This window comes from Photobacterium piscicola, assembly GCF_900166965.1.
Taxonomy (GTDB): domain Bacteria; phylum Pseudomonadota; class Gammaproteobacteria; order Enterobacterales; family Vibrionaceae; genus Photobacterium; species Photobacterium piscicola.
Genome location: NZ_FUZI01000003.1, coordinates 25,503 through 46,504 on the forward strand (window position 1 = coordinate 25,503; position 21,002 = coordinate 46,504).

18 protein-coding genes are annotated in these 21,002 nt (G+C 39.2%); 8 read left to right on the forward strand and 10 right to left on the reverse strand.

What is annotated here, in order from left to right; genetic code table 11:
* Nucleotides 1-54: 54 nt before the first annotated feature.
* Nucleotides 55-1,890, reverse strand: a complete 1,836-nt coding sequence (locus CZ809_RS09070) for an Hsp70 family protein (RefSeq protein ID WP_080157211.1) — start codon at nt 1,888-1,890, stop codon at nt 55-57.
* Nucleotides 1,890-2,558, reverse strand: coding sequence for a DUF2760 domain-containing protein (locus CZ809_RS09075; RefSeq protein WP_045036214.1), 669 nt, complete (start codon nt 2,556-2,558; stop codon nt 1,890-1,892). The genes CZ809_RS09070 and CZ809_RS09075 overlap by 1 nt, the downstream gene beginning before the upstream one ends.
* 476 nt (nt 2,559-3,034) lie before the next feature.
* Here CZ809_RS09075 and CZ809_RS09080 point away from each other — a divergent pair, with 476 nt between their 5' ends.
* On the forward strand, nt 3,035-3,388 hold the full coding sequence (locus tag CZ809_RS09080) for a YajD family HNH nuclease (protein ID WP_045036123.1): 354 nt from the start codon (nt 3,035-3,037) through the stop codon (nt 3,386-3,388).
* A gap of 145 nt (nt 3,389-3,533) precedes the next feature.
* Here CZ809_RS09080 and CZ809_RS09085 read toward each other — a convergent pair whose 3' ends face one another.
* Nucleotides 3,534-4,616 (reverse strand): site-2 protease family protein, encoded by a 1,083-nt coding sequence (locus CZ809_RS09085; protein ID WP_080157213.1) that lies wholly within the window; start codon nt 4,614-4,616, stop codon nt 3,534-3,536.
* A 381-nt stretch (nt 4,617-4,997) separates the two neighbouring features.
* Here CZ809_RS09085 and CZ809_RS09095 point away from each other — a divergent pair, with 381 nt between their 5' ends.
* Together CZ809_RS09095 and lpxL are read left to right on the forward strand one after the other, a co-directional pair.
* Nucleotides 4,998-5,924, forward strand: a complete 927-nt coding sequence (locus tag CZ809_RS09095) for an LpxL/LpxP family Kdo(2)-lipid IV(A) lauroyl/palmitoleoyl acyltransferase (RefSeq protein ID WP_080157215.1) — start codon at nt 4,998-5,000, stop codon at nt 5,922-5,924.
* 271 nt (nt 5,925-6,195) lie between these two features.
* On the forward strand, nt 6,196-7,131 hold the full coding sequence (gene lpxL, locus CZ809_RS09100) for an LpxL/LpxP family Kdo(2)-lipid IV(A) lauroyl/palmitoleoyl acyltransferase (protein WP_080157216.1): 936 nt from the start codon (nt 6,196-6,198) through the stop codon (nt 7,129-7,131).
* Nucleotides 7,132-7,200: 69 nt separating this feature from the next.
* Here the strand turns inward: lpxL and CZ809_RS09105 are convergent, their stop codons facing one another.
* The 3 genes from CZ809_RS09105 to CZ809_RS09115 all read right to left on the reverse strand — a co-directional run bounded on the left by CZ809_RS09105 (nt 7,201) and on the right by CZ809_RS09115 (nt 10,711).
* Nucleotides 7,201-8,490, reverse strand: coding sequence for a serine/threonine transporter (locus tag CZ809_RS09105; RefSeq protein WP_080157217.1), 1,290 nt, complete (start codon nt 8,488-8,490; stop codon nt 7,201-7,203).
* A gap of 542 nt (nt 8,491-9,032) precedes the next feature.
* On the reverse strand, nt 9,033-9,515 hold the full coding sequence (locus CZ809_RS09110; protein WP_080157218.1) for a YajQ family cyclic di-GMP-binding protein: 483 nt from the start codon (nt 9,513-9,515) through the stop codon (nt 9,033-9,035).
* A 137-nt stretch (nt 9,516-9,652) separates the two neighbouring features.
* Nucleotides 9,653-10,711, reverse strand: coding sequence for a 3-deoxy-7-phosphoheptulonate synthase (locus CZ809_RS09115; RefSeq protein WP_080157219.1), 1,059 nt, complete (start codon nt 10,709-10,711; stop codon nt 9,653-9,655).
* 318 nt (nt 10,712-11,029) lie between these two features.
* Here CZ809_RS09115 and CZ809_RS09120 point away from each other — a divergent pair, with 318 nt between their 5' ends.
* Nucleotides 11,030-11,935 carry a putative PEP-binding protein gene (locus tag CZ809_RS09120; protein ID WP_080157220.1) on the forward strand — a complete coding sequence of 302 codons (906 nt, stop codon included), beginning with the start codon at nt 11,030-11,032 and terminating at the stop codon, nt 11,933-11,935.
* A 123-nt stretch (nt 11,936-12,058) separates the two neighbouring features.
* Here the strand turns inward: CZ809_RS09120 and CZ809_RS09125 are convergent, their stop codons facing one another.
* Nucleotides 12,059-13,096, reverse strand: coding sequence for an FUSC family protein (locus CZ809_RS09125; protein ID WP_080157221.1), 1,038 nt, complete (start codon nt 13,094-13,096; stop codon nt 12,059-12,061).
* Between the two features lie 99 nt (nt 13,097-13,195).
* Nucleotides 13,196-14,179: a catabolite repressor/activator gene (cra, locus tag CZ809_RS09130; protein ID WP_080157222.1), complete on the reverse strand. Its 984-nt coding sequence runs from the start codon at nt 14,177-14,179 to the stop codon at nt 13,196-13,198.
* 350 nt (nt 14,180-14,529) lie between these two features.
* On the opposite strand from cra, the gene fruB reads away from it, so the two are divergent.
* The 3 genes from fruB (at nt 14,530) to fruA (ending at nt 18,473) form a co-directional block, all read left to right on the forward strand.
* A complete protein-coding gene (gene fruB / locus CZ809_RS09135) occupies nt 14,530-15,648 on the forward strand; it encodes a fused PTS fructose transporter subunit IIA/HPr protein (RefSeq protein WP_080157223.1) in 1,119 nt (372 codons plus the stop codon).
* A gap of 47 nt (nt 15,649-15,695) precedes the next feature.
* Nucleotides 15,696-16,640: a 1-phosphofructokinase gene (gene pfkB / locus CZ809_RS09140; protein ID WP_080157761.1), complete on the forward strand. Its 945-nt coding sequence runs from the start codon at nt 15,696-15,698 to the stop codon at nt 16,638-16,640.
* Between the two features lie 78 nt (nt 16,641-16,718).
* On the forward strand, nt 16,719-18,473 hold the full coding sequence (fruA, locus tag CZ809_RS09145; RefSeq protein WP_080157224.1) for a PTS fructose transporter subunit IIBC: 1,755 nt from the start codon (nt 16,719-16,721) through the stop codon (nt 18,471-18,473).
* A gap of 585 nt (nt 18,474-19,058) precedes the next feature.
* Here the strand turns inward: fruA and CZ809_RS09150 are convergent.
* Entirely contained in the window at nt 19,059-19,262 is a 204-nt protein-coding gene (locus tag CZ809_RS09150; protein ID WP_080157225.1) for a phage integrase N-terminal SAM-like domain-containing protein, read from the reverse strand.
* A gap of 237 nt (nt 19,263-19,499) precedes the next feature.
* Here CZ809_RS09150 and CZ809_RS09155 point away from each other — a divergent pair, with 237 nt between their 5' ends.
* The gene (locus CZ809_RS09155) at nt 19,500-20,435 is read left to right on the forward strand and encodes a hypothetical protein (RefSeq protein WP_144396181.1); all 936 of its coding nucleotides are present in this window, start codon (nt 19,500-19,502) and stop codon (nt 20,433-20,435) included.
* A gap of 169 nt (nt 20,436-20,604) precedes the next feature.
* On the opposite strand, the gene CZ809_RS21015 is transcribed toward CZ809_RS09155, so the two are convergent.
* The gene (locus tag CZ809_RS21015) at nt 20,605-20,931 is read right to left on the reverse strand and encodes a hypothetical protein (RefSeq protein WP_144396182.1); all 327 of its coding nucleotides are present in this window, start codon (nt 20,929-20,931) and stop codon (nt 20,605-20,607) included.
* Nucleotides 20,932-21,002 lie beyond the last annotated feature (71 nt).

The window sequence follows — 21,002 nt, forward strand, 5'->3', positions numbered from 1 at the left end:
CTAGTGATTAGATAAATAAACGGCGCACTATAAAGTGCGCCGTTGTGCGAACAATTAAGCTTCGCGGACGTCAAATTCGACTTGCCATTTCTGACCATTATCAGTCGCAATAGCTTCAAGGCATAACATACCTAATTCGGTCACGTGTGACGCTAGCTTAACAGGAATAACCTCGCCAGCGCTACGACCTTCAGAGACAGGTAATGTCATTTGAATTGTCGGTAATTCTTCCATTTCTTCTGGCTGCCACCAATCAAGGTGTGTACCTGCAACATCGTCACGACGTACAGTTGAACCAAAGAACTTAAATTGTACTGGCTGGCCGATAATCAAACCAAACTCTTGGCTTGGTACATCAGCTTGACTGCCTTCTTCCATACCAAAAGGAGCTACACATAATGCTTCTAGTGGCGGCTCCATGCCAGGAATAGCGGGCATTGCACTTTCAATACCGACATAGTAGCTACTTGCGATACCACCACGAATACGGACACCTTTACCACGACGTACCGAACCGTAATATGACGCGCCACTTGCTACCGCCAGATCAAGATCAAGACCTGAAAGTAGTTTCGCTTCAGTTGAACCTGCCGTTGTTAACCAGCTGTTGATGGTTGATAACAGGCGATCTGATAGTAATGAAGATTTAAGCACACCACCGTTAAACAAAATAGCCGTCGGGCGAATAAAGCCTTCATGCTGTTGTTCATATTGTGCAAATAGCTCTTCAACAGCTTGGCTTTGGCGGCTTAAAAAGCCTGCAACATGGCGTGATACCGCAGCATCTTGTGCATAAGGCAGACCCATTTGAGTCAGTGCACCACGTGCTGTTTGTACTGGCAGTTCTTCAATCGCTGTTTGAGGGAAGAAACCTTCAACTAGCGTTTGTTGTACTTCTTCTTGGGTCAGTTCAGTTTGTAACGTACCGCCTAATAGCTTAGAACCACGGCTAGGAACAACAATCGGCATTGATTGTAATTCTGCATCGTTCAGTAATGCTTCTTTAGCGTCACGACATGCATGAGTAATGGCGAGTACTTGCCATGGTTGTAATTGTTTACCTTCTTGCGCAAGCTTCATCTTTAAGCGATAAGCGAGAGCAAGATCCATGTTATCACCACCCAAAAGGATGTGATCGCCAACAGCAACACGGTTAAGGGTTAAATTACCGTCTTCTTCAGTAACAGCAACTAACGATAAATCTGTTGTACCACCACCGATATCGATCACTAGAATGATATCGCCAACAGCTACTTGATCACGCCAGTTTTCGTCGTTATTTTTGATCCAGCTATAAACTGCCGCTTGTGGTTCTTCAAGCAAGGTTAGGTGCTTAAAGCCAACATTGCGTGCTGCTTCTGCGGTTAATTCACGTGCAGCAGGATCAAATGATGCAGGTACCGTGATTGTAACGTCTTGATCACAAATAGGCGTTTCAGGATGTTGGAAATTCCACGCATCAGCCATGTGCTCAAGGTATTTTTGTGTTGCCTCTAATGGCGATACTTTAACGACTTCTTCTGGGCTATTGAGTGGCAAAAATGCTTCGCGACGGTTGACACCACCGTGACAAAGCCAACTTTTTGCACTGGAAATAAGACGGATAGGGGTCTTACTACCTAAATTTCGTGCCATCGCACCAACAATAGCATTGGGTTTTGCATTCCAAGGAAGTGCAGTATCACCTTCAGCTAATTCTGATTCATGGGCTTGGTACATAAATGACGGTAATTGGTTTTTCTCTTCCACATTACCAGGCGTGGTTAATTGTGGAATAGCCATTACTGTGACATCAGCGTTTTCATTTTCAAGATCGACATAAGACAACACACAATGTGTTGTGCCTAAGTCAATACCCACGCTGTAGCGATGTTGTTGTGCTTCTTGCATTATAGTTCTACCTCAGCGGCTGCGATGATATGTACATCATGGCCTTCTGCCAATTTAGGCAATTTAACATTTGTCACTTTCCAACCGCGATGGATTAAAGTGCCATTAAATGGTGCTTCACCAACTACGTTACCCGTTAGGCGTACTTCAGATGCGTTAAAACCTTGGGGTAGGGTAATACGTGATTCTTCTTCTTCAGCACGAACAGGTGCGAAGCTAAAGTATTCGTTAAGTACTTTCTGACCACCTTCATGAATAACACGAGCAGCGGCACCAATATCAGCATCGGCAAAGCCTTTAAGATCTTCTTGCATAAAATCAATAAAGCGCGCGTCTTGTTGTAAAAGTGACAGTAGCTGGAGAGCTGAATCGGGTGTTGATGTTTTAAGTTTTGGTTCAACTTCTACTTCAACGATTTTCTCAACAATTTTTTCTACTTCAACAATTTTTTCAACAGGTTTCTCGACGATCTTCTCAACGATTATCTCGACGGGTTTTTCAATCTCAACGATTTTTTCTACTTCAATCTCTTTTTCAACAATTTTTTCGATCTCAACAGGTTTACCTTTTTTCATTAGATACATTAACAAAAAGATCACTGCTAATGCGCCTAAGATAGCGTGCCCCATGTCGATACTCTTTGGCATCGCCGACAAATCTACGTGCATCGCTGATAATTCAGTGAGCATATTGGAAAAATCAAAAGCCATATTTGTTTACTCTTAGCGGTTAAAGGTCGATTCGTGAAACGTTCTGTTAGAATCAGCTTCAAATAATTGAATGAATCTTAGCATAGACCTTTTAAAAACGTGTTATCTATACAAGGTTTTATCCTCTAAAATCTCGAATAAAAGGTCTCTTCGCTTAAATTACAGTCAAAATATTAAGTTAAATACAATGAATTTCTGTGTGATTTTTAACGGAAAAGATTGCCTGCTTTATATATGGAGGCGCTTAAAAACGATTTCAAGCTAACTGTTTGTATTAAAAGATCAACCTAGATTAAAATGTGATAGATAACAGAAGAGCTGAAACTTTACTTGAAATTTGTTGTTCGGTGATGGTTCAATACGACCATTGGCAGAGAGTTGCCTAAACGGCTAGAGAGACTAGCGGTTTATTTCTTTATAAAATAGGTCAAGATATGTCGTCTGATTATACTGGTACTAGTGCTGCTTATGCTCGCCAAGAAGCGGGCTACCGTGAAAAAGCATTAAAAATATATCCTTGGGTGTGTGGCCGTTGTTCGCGTGAGTTTGTTTATTCAAATCTACGTGAGTTAACCGTTCACCACGTCGATCATGATCATACGAATAACCCTCAAGATGGTAGTAATTGGGAGTTATTATGCTTATTTTGTCATGATCATGAGCATGAGAAATACACCGATGCTGATAATGGTCAAGGCAGTGTAATTCGTGCGGGTGAAGATGATCACCAAGCTGCGACATTTAACCCTTTTGCAGATCTTAAAGCGATGATGGAAAAGAAAAAATAATCTAATGCGCGAATAAGATTAGCGACTGTTATTGATTATAATAGCCAAGAAAAGCCAGCAATTGTTATTTGAATGCTGGCTTTTTTATTGTTATTTTTTATTGTTATTTTTTGTTGTGTTGCTCTATATGGTTAAGCCAACGTAATTAAGTGCCTAAAATTTGTAGCGGCAGACTTAATAAGCTGTCACCTAGGCTCGCAAAGTAGGCAATAATACCGATAAAGGCAGCAACAAGACTGACATACCATACGGTTGAGAATATTTGACCATAGCGATCTAAAGGCAATAAATGACTTTGATGACGTTGTCGCCATTCAAAAATAATCTCTAAACTGCCCATAATCAATAGGAAGCCAAATAGAGTCAGGCCTAAACGGTAGCTTAAAATTACCCCAGCAACTGCCGCCAATGCACAAGCAATAATGCCAATTTTACTGTTCATCGAAAAACTAATGCTTTTTAGAACATGACCACCATCGAGAGGTAGAATAGGTAATAAATTAAACAGATTTAATAGTGCATTAAAGACGGCTAAACCCGCAAAAAACATTTCGCCAGTGATCCAATAAGCGATCATGCTGGCTAATGACATGATTAAACCAAATGCTGGCCCCATAATAGAAATCACCACATCCTGCCAACGGGTGTTAATTTTCTCATCACTTAATGCTAAACCGCCAAGAAAAGGAATTAAATAAATACCTTTGGTTTTCATGCCAAAATATTTCATGGCACGAATATGCCCATATTCATGGAAAACTAAACAAGCCAGTAACGCTAATGCAAATTGAATTGAGAATAACCATGAATAAGCAGCAAGGCTTGCAGAGGCAAGTACGACCTTAATTAATTTAGCACTTTTGAGGGCTTTCATGCCTAAAGACACTAATCCAATCAGGCTGAATTTTTTCTCTGGTTTTATCGGTTGCTGAGGGTGTTGGCGTTCAATATCTTTAACATCCCGCTCGCCTTGCGCAATCATTTGGTCATTAGCCGTCGCGTGATATTGGATCAGAAAAGGTTGCCAACTCAAGCTTCCGTTCAATTGGCATTGAATAGTTTGTTCATTATTAGAAAGCTCAAACTGGTGTATAAACTGATCTGTATCGGTTGGTGCAGCGGCAATTTGAGAAACGAGAGTGTTGTCCCAAAATAATTGTTGCCATCCTGCCATTGAGCCTTCAAGTCGTAACGGCTTACCTAAAAAATCGATTACCAATAATTCCAATGCATGATCCACAGAGTAAAGAAAGATAGGGCAATTATACGGAAAAATACGTATTGAACGAGTCTCTGTTACGGGTTGTTACATATTACTCGTTATGAGAGGCGAAAGTTGACATTAGTAATAAATAACAGTTTGATAATAAAAAGATTTAGTTATCTTTAATTTTACATCGTGGTTGTTTTTTATACAGAATATTCGCATGTTAAACAGATTTTTATTTATTTTTATTGGAAAGTTTGTATTGCGTCAATTTTCATCACAAATAGACGAGTTTTACTTTTTACTATCATGGTTAGGCTTTATTATAGACGCCTATCTAATTATTATATTTTTTGTATTTTTTAGGATAAAAAATAACGAAAAAATAGGTCACAATATCGCATGAGTTTTAAAAATAAGCCTGTATTTACACGATCATTACTTCACCCTCGTTACTGGGGTACATTAGCATTAGTGGGATTAATGTATTCGCTGAGTTTATTACCCTATTCAGTGCAACATTTTCTAGGGAAGCATATTGGCCGTTTAGCGATTAAGTTAATGAAAAAGCGTCGCCATACTATTTATCGTAATTTAGAGTTGTGCTTTCCTCTGATGAGTGAAAGTGAACGAGAAAATTTAGTTAAAGAAAATATTGATAACACGGGTTTGGCATTGTTTGAAACAGGCATGGCATGGTTTTGGTCTGATGCTCGCGTTTGTCGTCACGTTACGATTAACGGAATGGAGCATATGGAACAACTTGAACGCGAGGGCAGAGGTGCATTAATGGTTGCGGTGCATTCAATGAATCTTGAACTTGGCGCGCGTGCTTTTGGCATTAAAAAAACCGGTATGGGTGTTTATCGTCCCAATAATAATCCGTGTTTTGATTTCTTCCAATATCAAGGTCGCTCACGATCTAATCGTACTTTAATTGATCGTAAAGACGTTAAGGGCATGTTGCGAGCGCTAAAATCTGGTGAGCGAGTGTGGTATGCGCCTGATCATGACTATGGTCTTCGACGTTCAACATTTGCCCCTTTGTTTGCGGTAGAACAAGCATGCACTACTACAGGAACGAGCTTATTAGTTGATGCGACAGATTGTGCAGTCGTGCCATTTACTATGGTGAGAGATAATGATTCTGGTCATTATACGTTAACGATATGCCAGCCTGTTGAGGGCTTCCCGCATAAAGATCCTGATGCTGCGGCTGGGTTTATTAATAAGATTGTAGAGCAATCAATCATGGCAGCCCCAAGTCAATATATGTGGTTACACCGTCGTTTTAAAAATCGTCCAGAAGGACAGCCAAGTCTTTATTAATTAAAGCGACATCATAAAAATACTGCGAAAGCTCACTTTTTAAGTGGGCTTTTTTTATTTTATATATAGCCAATAATTAAAGTTGATTTATTAACCAAATAATAACTAAACTTAATCTTTGCTGTATAGCAATTATTGGGATATTACATTGACTTGCATTCAATAAAGTATTTTACATAATATAATGGCACGATTAGTTATGTGAGTTTTTTAAGAGACTGTTTAGAATACGTATTCTTAAAATATGAGCAGAGGAACCCTGTATTTTATTATGAGTAGATTTACTGAGCCAGCATTTCGTAAAGCTTTCTTACATCCGCGTTATTGGCCTGTTTTAATATTAATAGGAATAATGTATTTGCTAAGTTGGCTGCCTTATTTTATTCAGTTTCGTTTAGGGCAATGTATTGGCCGATTAGTCATGAAGATGATGTCCGGTCGCCGCGATACAGTCCAGCAAAATATCGCTCTGTGTTTTCCCTTTATGGCGAAAGAAGAGCAACAACATATAATGAAGCAGAATATAGATAACGCTGGGCTGGCCTTATTTGAAACGGCAATGGCGTGGTTTTGGCCTGATATTCGTGTAGAACGGCATGTTGAGGTCGAAGGATTAGAGCATGTAGAACAGTTACAACAGCAAGGAAAGGGTATTTTACTAATAGCAGTACACTCTATGAACTTAGAATTAGGTGCACGTGCTTTTGGTTTAAAGACTCCAGGTGTTGGCGTATATAGACCGAATAATAATCCCTGTTTTGATTACTTCCAGTTTAAAGGTCGTGTACGTTCCAATAAATATATGCTTGATCGTAAAAATGTGAAAGGCATGCTTAAAGGCTTAAAGAATGGTGAGATATTATGGTATGCGCCTGATCAAGATTATGGTCATGGTCGTAACTCAACCTTTGCTCCTTTATTTGCAGTAAAAGAGGCTTGTACGACAACTGGCACCAGTTTGTTGGTTGATGCTTCAGGTGCGGTGCCTTTGGCTTTTGCGATGATTCGTAATAGTAACAGTGGTAAATATACGTTAAAAATATTTCCGCCATTAACTGAGTTTCCACATAAGGATCCTCATGCTGCTGCGGTGTATATCAATAAAGCAGTTGAACGTTCTATTATGTCTGCACCAAGTCAATATATGTGGTTACACCGACGGTTTAAAACCCGTCCTGAAGGTGAGCCGAGCTTATATCATTCATAAGCCATTGATGTGAGAAAATAAAAAACCGAGCTTTTAGGGCTCGGTTTTTTTGTATGATGGCGTGCAATATTACTGTGCTAATGAGTAGAAAATAGCAGAGATAGACATTAAACCAATAACAGTAACGAAAACATTACTAATTGAACCTGCATATTTTTTCATCGCTGGCACTTTCTTAATTGCATACATTGGCATGATAAATAACAACATCGCAATAACGGGTCCACCCAAGTTCTCAATCATACCTAAAATACTTGGGTTTAATGTTGCAACTGCCCAAGTGGTAAGCAGCATAAACAAAGCAGTGAAGCGATTAAGTTTTTTGTCTGAAAGTGTTTTGTTATTATCACGCGCGACTTTATGAATAATACCATTCAAACCTTCACTTGCGCCTAAGTAGTGGCCCAAAAATGATTTTGTGATAGCAATAATTGCCACAATCGGCGCAGCATAAGCAATAACGGGTGTATCAAAATGATTCGCTAGGTAAGTCAAAATTGAAGCATTTTGTGCTTTAGCTTCGATGAGGTTAGCAGGCGTTAAACTTAACACGCAACTACAAACAAAAAACATCACCGTAATAACCATCATAATATGGGCGCGTAATAAAATACGAGACCCTTGGCGTTCTGCATTAACACCATATTCTTTTTCTTTAGCAACAGCGAATGAAGAAATAACTGGTGAGTGGTTAAATGAAAACACCATTACAGGCAAGATTAGCCATACTGCCATGATGACGGTATTACTGCCGCCGCCTTGAGGAATAATATCAGTGAAAATAGCACCATTCCAATGCGGAACAAGGTATAACGCCAGCATCAGTAGAACCGCAACAAAGGGAAATACTAAAATACTCATCGCTTTTACGATCAGTTGCTCACCTAAACGAACAATGGCCATTAATACAAGAATCAAAACCAAAGCTAAGATTGCACGTGCTGGTGGCTCAATACCTAACTGAAACTTCATAAAGCTTTCAACGGTATTAGTTAAAGCCACACTATAAACAAGCAAAATAGGGTAGATAGCAAAGAAGTACAAGACAGTAATAATCTTACCCATATTTTTACCAAAGTGCTCTTCAACCACTTCTGTAATATCAGCACCAGGGTTAGCACTTGATAGTACAAAACGCATCATCGCTCGGTGAGCAAAAAAGGTCATTGGTAATGCTAGAATCATCATTACGATAAGGGGAATTAAACCGCCAACGCCAGCGTTGATCGGTAAAAATAAAGTGCCAGCACCAACTGCTGTGCCATACAAACCTAGCATCCATACGGTATCACTTTTACTCCAGCCGAGCTTTTGGGTATTTTCGGTTGTTGCAGTTGTTTTCTGTTGTGCGGTGCCCATTATGGACATCTCCTTTATTTTCTTTTCAGTCACTGCATACCGAGATAAGTGAAGCCGTACAAGCAAGCAAATAGATAGTGATATACAACAAGGATAATTGTTGTAAGAGGTGAGCGTTCCATGATCGTAATAAGCATTCCGTGCTAGTTATCGTTGCTGTTGTTGTTACCTACTTATGTTAGTTACAGAGAATGAAAAATAATTAACCATTATTGAAGTGCGTGAATTATAGGGTATAAGCATGCTCCGCAACAATTTTTGCAAATAAAAAAAATTCGTTTGCTTAAAAAGTATTCTACAGTGTGATTTTTATGTTGCGACTGTTATTGATGCGTTTTTAAGGTGGGGTTTTTTGATAAATTGATGTTTGTGTTGTGTGTTAATTTATATTTGTATGACGTATTTGCGCATAACAGTAAAGTATAATTTTGATAAACACAGTTTAAATATTATTACTTTTTTTAAATTCATTCAAAAAAAGTTTAATATTTTATTCAAAAAAAAGGAAGCGTAAGACGCTTCCTTCTTTATATTTGTTGCGATTAATCGCGGAAATTATCAAATTGGAATGGCTGACCCAGTTCTTGAGAACGAACAAGTGCCATTGTTGCTTGTAGATCATCACGCTTTTTAGCGGTAACGCGGAGTTTTTCACCTTGAATAGACACTTGAACTTTTAGCTTTGCGTCTTTAATTTCTTTAACTAGCTTCTTAGCATTGGTTGTTTCGACGCCTTGCTTAAATTCAATATTTTGTGATGCTGTTTTACCAGAAAACGTCACGGTTTTACGCTCAAGAGCATTGGCATCAACGCCACGCTTAGCCAGATTACCACGTAAAATAGCAACGATTTGATCAACTTGGAATTCTGATTCTGATGTGATCTTGACGATTTCTTTATTTAATTCTACGTTGGCTTCAACACCACGAAAATCAAAACGAGTACTAATTTCTCGGATTGAATTATCTACCGCATTTTTAATTTCTACGGTATCTACTTCAGAAATAATATCAAAAGATGGCATGTTATTGGCCTCTAACCTAAATGTGGGAATCTATCCCGTTATGAATTAATGAGTACATTATACTGTTAATTTAATACGAAGAAAGGAGCGACAATATATTGATGCTCCTTTTATTGTATTAAAATAGTAAAGCAAAATTATGCATTGGCATCTTTAATTGCGCTGGCTAGCATATCAAGCATCACTAATGTATCTTTCCAATCAATACAGGGATCTGTTATCGATTGACCATAAACAAGCTCGTTTTCTTTACCGCAGATAACCGCTTGATTACCTTCTTTAATAAAGCTTTCAGCCATAATGCCTGCAATTGACTGGCTACCATTACGAATTTGCTCACAAATATCAGCCGTAACATCAAGCTGGCGTTTGTGTTGTTTTTGGCAATTACCATGGCTAAAGTCGACAATTAACTTTGGTGCTAACTCAAATTCAGCCAATGTTTCGCAAGCCGTTGCAATATCTTGGTGGTGATAATTTGGCATTTTGCCACCACGAAGAATGATATGACCATATGGATTGCCGGCAGTACGATAAATAGTCATTTGACCGTTCTTATCGGGTGAGCAAAACAAATGAGATGCGCGCGTGGCACGAATAGCATCAATCGCAATTTTAATATTGCCATCGGTACCGTTTTTAAAACCAACAGGGCAAGATAATGCAGAAGCCATTTCACGATGGATTTGAGATTCAGTGGTGCGGGCACCAATAGCTCCCCATGTGATGAGGTCAGCAATATATTGACCGGTGATCATATCTAAAAACTCAGTCGCAGTGGGTAGCCCTAGCGCATTAATATCAATTAATAATTTACGCGCTTTATGCAAACCAGTAGCCAAATCGAGACTACCATCTAAATGTGGATCTGAGATTAAACCTTTCCAACCAACAACAGTACGCGGCTTTTCAAAATAAGTACGCATAACGATAAATAATTGGTCTTTATATGTTTCTTGTACAGCAACAAGGCGTTTCGCATAGTCCATAGCAGCGTCGGTGTCATGAATTGAACATGGACCTACAATCACCAAAAGACGAGAATCTTTACCTGATAAGATTGCTTCTACTTGCTTACGTGCACTATCAACATGCACTGCAATAGCATCTGTCATTGGTGAGGCTGTTTCTACTTCTGCTGGGGTCGGCATTCGACCTAGACTTATTGTGCGAAGTTCATCTGTTTTCATTGGCATAATAGTTTGCCTACCTTGGTATTCCTGTAATAACCCCGTTAAGATAGCCCAAATCAGCACTGGAATAAACCAAACTTGTGATAACAAATAGGTTTTTAATGAGTAATTGTGGATATTGTTAGCTGAAAGGGTGATTTTACATGCAATTATGCATCAGCATAAACTTGGTAGCATATGTTCATGAAGTTGAATAATTGTTATCAAATAACGTTTTATTCTTGCTTGAAAATTAAACACACAGTAAGGTCAATAACGGTCTATTTTATTGGTGCAAAGGGATAGACATTAGGCTATTTAACATGGAGGTCGAGGTGGAATATGACAACACAAACCGAATTAATGCTGGCAACAACCGCGGTGTTACACAATGCACAACAATTAGCGACGCTAGACCATGAAGGGATTGGGTTAGTTTCTTTAGATGATCTTATTGCCACAGAAGTTGGTATTCATCCGTTAGTTTTTACCCAACAAAATCTTTTATCTGATGTGACTCAACAAGCGTTACAACAAAAAATAGCGGATCAGTATGGACAACAGAGTGTCGCATTAGCTGAATATTATGTTGCTCTGCTGACTGAGTTATTAATATCAGCAGCGAGACAGCAAGGCTCTGCACCATTAAAAGTACAATTAGCAGGGGCTAATGCTGAATGTCGCTATCAATTACTCGGTGCTGAATTAGAAAGTGCCGAAGTTAATCCTTTATTAGGGTTACGCGGTGCAAGTTTTTATGCTGATGTTCATTATAAAGTGAGCTTTGCATTACAATGTGAAGCAATTAAGCGGGCTCGTGCAGCTGTTGGTGGTGATACTATTGAACTGGTAGTACCGTTTGTGCGTACCTTTAGTGAAGCGGCAACCATGATTGATTTACTGGCTGAACAAGGTTTATGTCGTGGTGCAAATGGCTTAAGAGTGCATATGCTTTGTTCAGTACCTGCAAATGCATTGCTAGCGGATACTTTTATTCATTACTTTGATGGTTTTGTCGCAGATGTTACGCAATTAGCACAATTGGCATTAGGACAAGATTTTGCCAATACCAAGCTTCATTATCGGGTTGATACTCAAAATGATGCGGTGATACAGCTATTAAAAATGTTGTTAGCAGTTGCGGGCAGTGCATCCAAAGAATGTGATATTTATTATGATGCAATTTCACAAGCTCCGCGTTTACAACGGTGGCTGATGGATCATGAAGTTAACACTGTTATTTGTTAATTAAGGCTATTTGTAATCATCAGTTAGTTGCTAATCATAATGATGAGAGAGTAGTTGTTATTTAGTCATAAAAAACCAGCGACTATTGATTTTAATAGCGCTGGTTTTTTTATTATGGATCGTTTACTTCTGATTAATAATACGTAATTGAATAATCAACGCTTCTAGGCGACCAATAAACTGACGTGTTAGCCAAAAATAACCGTAAATACCCAGAGCATTCGCTGTATCCGTCGGGGAAATTTCTTCAGCCATCGTTGATAACAAATCAATATCAGGTAATGGTTCAATATTTAATAAATCCACATGCGGCGTTGATGCTTGTTCTAATTGGCTTAGAATCGTAATAATATGCTGCTGATAGACTTTTAAATCATTCTGAGCCAGTAATTGACGACGGCTAATATCTGAACTCCAATGGGTTTCAATTAATTGTTCAGTTACACTAATTAATGAACGTTGCACGGTAATGATTGTTCGATAATGGCCGGCGAGTTTGTGCCTTTCTTTTTGTACATTAGGTAATAGAATGATCATCTTCATGTGGCGTTCTAATACTTCACGTTTCATGGCATTAAGTTGTTTAATACTTAGCATGTGGGCTGAAGCGTGTGCTTGGTAAAGCTGACGTAATGCACGTAAGTTTTGATTAAACAGGGTATTCCAACTTGTTATCGCGCGAATAGGTAATAGCAACGAAAAGGCAATGGCAATTAAACTACCAATTAAGATATTGGCAACGCGCCATAATGCCACACTTACTTCTAGCGCGGTGTCTCCTTGATAAGAAACAATAATGAGTGTCATCACGGCTAAAAAGAAGAAATAGATATTTTTACCGTAAGATTTTAGTGATAGCAAAAATACCCATGCCAACATCCACACCGGAATCAGGTAGTCCAGCTTATCGGGGAATAAAACTGTCAATAACCCCAACACTGCGCCTAATAATGTGCCCCCAATACGCTGAAAACCTTTATAAACAATGGCTCCTGCATAAGGCTGCATCATAACCACAACCACGGTGACAGGACCCCACATTGAATGTGGAACGTGGACAACAGCATAAAAGGCAAGCGTAAAAGCAATCGCCAATGTTACCCGTAAAGCATGAGAAAATTGTGCATGCGATATTAATAATGCTTTAAGACGTAAATACATGGTGGAGCCTATAGCAACCTAATAGAAAGAGAGAATAATGTGTAATCGAGTATTTTTTCATTATTGCTATTATTCCGCAATAGAATAATAGCAATATCATTAACGATGAATGACTTGGCGCGGAATAACCTCAATATTTGGCTCATAACTTCCGTTTATCGCTTTTAGTGCCAATGTAAGCGCATGATCAGCAATAACTTCAAATTGTTGTGGTAACGACTGTATTTTATTGGGTAAAAAATCCAATAGGCGGTTATCACCAAATGTTGCGAGATAAGTACGACTCATCAGTTGTGGATTTTTAAGTAAACAATCCAGTACCCCTTCAAACAAGGTATAGGATGTTGCTAATATCGCATCAGGAAAACAGTCATCATCAATCCATTGCTGAACCATACGTTGCCCATTTTGCTGACTAAAATGTTCCCCATAACTTATAATAGTCGTCATCGGCTGTGAATGGCGGTTAATCGCTGCGGTAAAGCCTTGCTGGCGTTCTTTCGATACTCCTAAATCTGCAACGGCACCAATAAGGCCAATACTGTTAATTGGCTTACTCAACAATGATTGCGTCAGTTGATAAGCACCTTCTAAATCTTCACTGATCACGGAGATAAAAAACTCATCGTCTAATGCACGGTCAATGGCAATAACAGGCACGCCATTAGCTTGAATCTTTCGATAAAATGCGTTGTCAGAAGTAAGGGCACTGGCAACAATCAACGCATCAGTTCGACGGCTTAACAGCATGTCGGCCACTTTCATTTCGGTTGCAGGATCATCATCAGAGCAAGAGATAATCATTTGATAACCCGCTTTGCGCGCATCACGCTCTAATAACTTAGCAATTTTGGCATAACTGCTGTTTTCTAAATCAGGAATGATCAATCCAAGTGAATGGCTGTTTCCAACTCGAAGCGAGGTCGCAGCATGATCGGGGCGATAGTTATGTTCTTCAACAACAGCCATTACTTTGAGCTGAGTTTTTTCACTAATACGATATTGTTTTGCTTTACCGTTAATAACATAACTTGCCGTTGTTCGAGACACGCCTGCTAGTTTTGCGATTTCATCCAATGTCATTATCGTTATCCGTTGTGAATTCATGTTAGGGAAAGCATCAGAGATTTAATCGGGCTGATTGTTATTTACTAAATATAAGTTTGTGCGCTTGATCATATATTCACTTAATGCATACTTATCAGCGTTTGCAATTCTAGCTGAAACGATTCAGTATGCAAGCTGAAAGGTTTCAGCAGGGTGTTGTTAAACGATAAACACCCGTTGTGAACATTTTTTATTTCCCGTTTTGCTGAAACGATTCAGCTATTGATAAGCACATACTGCGATGAAGTGAATAGGGTTTATCAATAGCTTAATGAACAGCATTATAAATAGCGACGATCTCACAGAGCATTGAATCGGAGAGTTACATGTTATCACTGTCTAAAAATGATATTGCGATGCAACAAACGGCATCGAACAAACAAGACGCCATTAAAGCGTTGGCGGCTGATCTTGAAGCAACGGGATTAGTACAGACAGGGTATGTCAATGGCATGCTTGCCCGTGAGCAACAGAATTCAACCTATTTAGGTAACGGTATTGCGATTCCACATGGTACGACTGAAACCCGTGATTTAGTTAACCATACCGGAGTGAAAATTCATCACTTTCCACAAGGTGTGCCATGGGGCAATGATAATACGGCTTATATTGCAATAGGGATTGCGGCTCAATCGGATGAGCATTTAGGCATTCTAAAACAGTTAACCAAAGTGTTATCTGCTGATGGTATTGAAGAAAAATTACGCCATTGTGAGTCTGAGCAAGCGATCATTACCTTATTAAGTGGTGATGAGCAGCAAGAGGCTGAATGTAATGCTGAGCTTATTTTAAAGCAATTTCCAGCACAAGATTTATTACAGTTAACCGCTGTTGCTGCAGGCTTAATTAAATACCAAGGATTTGCAGAAACAGCCACCGTCACTGATGCGATTAATCAAGGTCCGACTTATTTAGGTCAAGGGCTATGGCTGGTTAAAAGTAATAAACAAGTGCAACGTACCGCGATTGCAGTGGTAACACCTCAAGAGCCTTTTGAAGAATTAGGTCACCCTGTGGCGGGTATGATCATGATCGCGGCCAATAATACTGCCCATAAAGCGAACCTTGAATACCTCACATCTTTGATTTATCAAGGCAAGATTGCGCAATGGTTAGCATCTTCAGCACAAGAAATGGTAACCGCACTGACGCAAGTGGCCTTAGAAGGTAATCAAGCAATCTTTAAGATTCGTAATCCCCATGGTTTACATGCTCGCCCTGGTGCAATGTTAGTTAATACCACCAAGAAATTCGATGCGGATATTCAAGTGGTTAATATCACCAGCGACAGTAAGCCCGTTAATGCGAAAAGTTTAATGAAAGTTATTGGCCTTGGTGTGAAATGCGGTAATGAACTGCAATTTACCGCACATGGTAGTGATGCAGACGCGGCATTAACGGCAATCGGTCAAGCTATTGCTGATGGCTTAGGCGAAAAACTATAAGGATCGCAGCAATGACAATTTCAACCTTACATACAGAGACACAAACTATGCACCATGTTGTTAAACCCAAAGTTGTTGCGGTAACACTCAATCCAGCATTAGATCTTACTGGCAGTTTAACGGCCATTTCGCTAGGCAGCGTCAATGTGGTTGATAGCGGAAGTCTTCATCCTGCGGGCAAAGGTGTGAACGTTGCTAAAGTTTTAGCAGAGCTTGGTGCTGATGTGACAGTAACGGGTTTATTAGGTGCTGATAACCAAGAACCTTTTTGCCAATTGTTTGAGCAAATCGGCGCAACCGATAAGTTTATCCGCGTGGCGGGCGCAAGCCGAATTAACGTTAAATTAGTCGAAAAAAATGGTCAGGTAAGTGACATTAATTTCCCTGGTGTTGCGGTTACTGCGGCCAATATTTTAGCCTTTGAAAAGACATTATTTGAATTAGCAGTCACCCATGATGTGTTTGTGATTGCTGGTAGCTTGCCACAAGGCATTACCCCTGATATGTGCGCTAATTGGTTAGAAAAATTACATCAATTAGGCAAAAAAGTGTTGTTTGATAGCAGTAAATCAGCCCTTGCCGCAGGTTTAGATGCTCATCCATGGTTGGTTAAACCCAATGATGAAGAACTGGCTGAATGGGCAGGGAAAGCATTAGAGACTCAGCAGCAATGCATGGAAGTTGCTGAACAAATCGCAGCGAAAGGCATTGCTAATGTGGTGGTATCACTCGGTGCAAAAGGGGTAATGTGGCTTAACCATGAAGGCTGGTTACATGCCCAACCGCCAAAAATGGACGTCGTGAGCACTGTTGGCGCAGGCGATACTTTAGTCGCTGGTTTATGTTGGGGTGAACTTAATCAACATTCAAAAGCGCAGTCATTACAATTTGCGACGGCATTATCAGCAGTAGCGGTGACACAAGTGGGTGTCGGTGTTGATAATATCAATAAAGTTAATGATATTGCTAAACATGTCATTGTAACTCAATAGCTTAAGTACATAGAGCTTAATCACATCATTGCTTAACGACAGAAGAACATGTGAAGCAACATTGACCAAGGTGTAAATATGAAAATAGCATTAGTAACAGCTTGTCCTAGCGGCATCGCAACCACCATTATCGCAGCGGGTTTATTAGAAAAAGCCGCCGCAGAACTACAATGGCAAGCAAGCATTGAATGCCAAACTGCATTTAATCCAACCAAAGAACTGACTCAACAACAGATTGATGACGCTGAAGTGATCATCATTGCGACGGGCACAGCGATTGATAACTCACGCTTTGTGGGTAAAAAAGTTTATCAAGCCGATATCACAGCTTGTTTTGAAAATACCAAAGCATGGCTAACAGACGCTGTCACACAAGCACAATTATTAACAGCAGCCAGCACTCAACTTGTCGCTGATGAAATCGATAATGCGGTTAAGAAAATTGTCGCGATCACCGCTTGCCCAACGGGTGTTGCTCATACCTTTATGGCAGCAGAAGCATTGACAGAAGAAGGTCAGCGTCAGGGTTATGATATTAAAGTTGAAACCCGTGGCTCAGTTGGCGCTAAAAACCAATTAACAGATGCGGAGATTGCAGCCGCTGATTTAGTCATTATCGCTGCCGATATTGAAGTAGACTTAGCCCGATTTAATGGCAAAAAGCTTTACAAAACCAGCACAGGGTTAGCGCTCAAGAAAACCAAACCAGAAATTGAAAAAGCCTTTGCAACCGCTACTGTATATCAACATTCTGGAAATACTAACGCTCAAAACACAGATACAAAAACTGAAAAAGCAGGGCCGTATAAACACCTAATGACGGGTGTATCTTACATGTTGCCATTAGTGGTAGCTGGTGGTTTATCCATTGCCTTATCGTTTGTATTTGGTATCGAAGCCTTTAAACAAGAAGGCACGTTAGCCGCAGCCCTAATGACCATCGGTGGTGGTTCAGCATTTGCGTTAATGGTGCCAGTATTGGCGGGTTTCATCGCATTCTCAATTGCTGATCGCCCAGGTTTAGCACCGGGTTTAATTGGCGGTATGTTAGCTAGTACCACAGGCGCGGGTTTCTTAGGCGGTATCGTTGCAGGTTTCCTTGCCGGTTACAGTGCTAAATTCTTGGTTGAAAAAATTAAACTGCCACAATCAATGGAAGCGTTAAAACCGATTTTGATTGTGCCATTATTAGCCAGCTTAATTACCGGCTTGGTAATGATTTACATCGTTGGTGGTCCAGTATCAGCAGCAATGGCAGGCTTAACCACATTCTTAAACAACATGGGTTCAGCCAACGCGGTATTACTGGGTATTATCCTTGGTTGTATGATGTGTTTCGACTTAGGTGGTCCTGTAAACAAAGCCGCTTATACCTTTGGTGTTGGCTTGTTAGCTTCACAAACCTATGCCCCAATGGCAGCAGTAATGGCAGCAGGTATGGTGCCAGCAATGGGTATGGGTTTAGCGACATTCCTTGCGAAGCGTAAGTTCTCAGCCAGCGAAAATGAAGCAGGTAAAGCCTCGTTTGTATTAGGTATGTGCTTTATTACTGAAGGCGCGATCCCATTTGCAGCCCGCGATCCAATGCGTGTTATTCCAAGCTGTATGATTGGTGGCGCATTAACAGGTGCATTATCAATGTTGTTTGGTGCAAAACTAATGGCACCTCATGGTGGCTTGTTTGTTCTGCTCATTCCAAACGCAATTTCACCAGCATTGCTTTACTTAGTCGCTATTGCTGCGGGTACGGTAGTAACAGGTGTGATGTACGCATTATTAAAGCGTCCAGAAGAAGGCTCAGTTGCGGCTGAAGCGGCACAAGCTAACGCTTAATTAATCGCGAATAGATTATTATTTAAAGCCGACTTCATTGTCGGCTTTTTTTGGGGGGAGAAAGGGGATAGGAAACAGGTTATTAGGGACTAGGGTTTAGGAACAGCGCATGTTGTGATATTAAAGCCACAAAACAACAATCCTTCATTCCCTACAGTGAGGTTACAAACGCCGATAGGGAATCTATTTATAGCGTGTTGAGTGTTATTATTTTTTGATATTTTTTAACGCTCACTGAAAATTCCAATTATAAATATAAGACCCACCCCGTCATTCCCTACAGTGAGGTTACGAACGCGATAGGGAATCTATTTATAGCGTGTTGTAGTGTTATTATTTTTTGATATATTTAAACGTTCACTGAAAATTCTGAGAGTGAATATAAAACCCACCCCGTCATTCCCTACAGTGAGGTTGCTAACGCGATAGGGAGTCTATTTACAGCACGTTGTAGCGTTATTATATTTTGATATTTTTAAACGCTCACTGAAAATTCTGAGAGTGAATACAAAACCCACCTTGTCATTCCCTACAGTGAGGTTGCTAACGCGATAGGGAGTCTATTTACAGCGTGTTGAATCGTTATTAATTATTATTTAATGAATGTAATTGATAGGCTAAATAAGACAGAAATTGTTCAACATCATCATTGTCTAATTTATCAGGATGTTTTTTATCATGGAATAAAATATAGTTTTTTATCCAATATAAGTAACTTTCAACAGTACGTTTTGCGTAGTTTTTTTGATACATGTATTCTTTTATGTAAGTTAGAAAGAGAGAAGCCATTGCGCACCTTTTATACTGTTAATACATACAGCAATTAGTATTAGTAAAAAAAGTGGAAACTAAAAGGCAGGTGCCCGATTTTGTGACTTCTATCGGGCAACCAATGTAATAATGTTTTTGATTTATAATGTTTTTTGTATAATGACGAATTAAATACGGGCACAGGTTCAAAGAACAAATTCGGGCAAGTTGTTAATATAATAAGTTGTTAGGTTTATATAGGAGGCAACGATGCCCATGAGAAAGATGCAAGCCTGTTCATTCAGCTTGGTTAGTCATCCAATTACTAATAATGAGTTTAGTAATAAGCAACAGAGAAATAATTTAAAGTCGTCTTTAGAAAATAGTAAATTATATGCTATAGCTCAAGCTAGGTATCCTAGAATTGACTTTAAGATGCAGGAAAACGGTATTGAAATTACTATTTCAAATGATGAGTTTAAATCTGTTGGTTATATTGATATTTTTTACCTTTTTAAAGTTAACTACCCAGAGTATATTGACGCTATCTTAAGTCGTGATGTGCTGTTAAATTTCAAAACATATTCTGATCCAAATTGCTATTTTGTTATCGGTATTAAAGAAAAAGATACTGGTAACATGATCAGAGAAGGAATGATCGAAATTAGTGCTTGGCAGCTTTTATTTTATAAAAGCAGAGGGGAGCGTTATATTTCTGGTTTTGATAATTATAAAGACTTTCTAAAATTATTTATTCACTATGTAGGTAAAACATCAAAGTCAACCTATGAAAGGCTATCAAAAGGACATCATGCTAGGCTTAATATTTTAAGTTCAGAAGAACCAATTAATAGACAAAATCTGTTAAGTGAAGAGTTATTAATATTGGCTTTTGAAGTTGATGCTGTAAATATAATACAAAATCCAAAAGAATACGACTTAGGAGAAACTAAACTTAATGACGTAATCGATTTGGTAGAAAGGTCTTTAATTTCAAGTTTAATGCCAAAGTATAATGAAATGAAATATAAAAGCCATGGTGAAAAATTCAAAGAAAGTGATGAGTTTGACTCATGTTGCTTAACGTTAAATGATAACATTCAGTTGTTTACAGATGAGGCTAAACTTTGTGGAAAGTATGATGCGTCTGGTTTGAGTAACTCTGATTATATTATTCTGGATGAGAGTGGAATATCCTTAAACAATATCTGAATAAACCTAATAATCGCATCAACACGATTTGCTACATTCGGCATTCTGGGTTTCTTTGAGTTTACTGTATTAAGTGGTAAATTTAGGTATGGTTTGTATGGTAGCAAACGTGTTATGCAGGCGTTATGCAGCAAAAAGGGAATACGGATGGTACGTATTCCCTCTGCTTTTATTTGCCATTTTTTCGGTTTTTATCAGAGTTTAGAAGTTGTGTTACACGAGCGGATGAAATGCCAATTGTATCAGCAACTCTTTTTTGAGCACCGCGTGTATTGGTTGGGTCCTTTTGTTTTTCAATTTCGACCAACTCTGCTACGTATCTTGATTTTCCGCAGCCAGTCATACCTTGATATGCAGCTTTGGCTTGTTGTTGCTGTTGACGTTCTAAAGCTTCTTGTTTTAGTTGTAGCTCTCTAATAGCATCTGTTGTCTGTTGAAAACCGGAAACAACAGTAGCCATAATTTGCTCTAACGGATCTGGTGATTGTCCTGACATGATATCCTCCGACAGTTGGTGTCTTAACAATACTCTTAAATTTAACTTAACTAACTTGTTAAGTAAAGCTT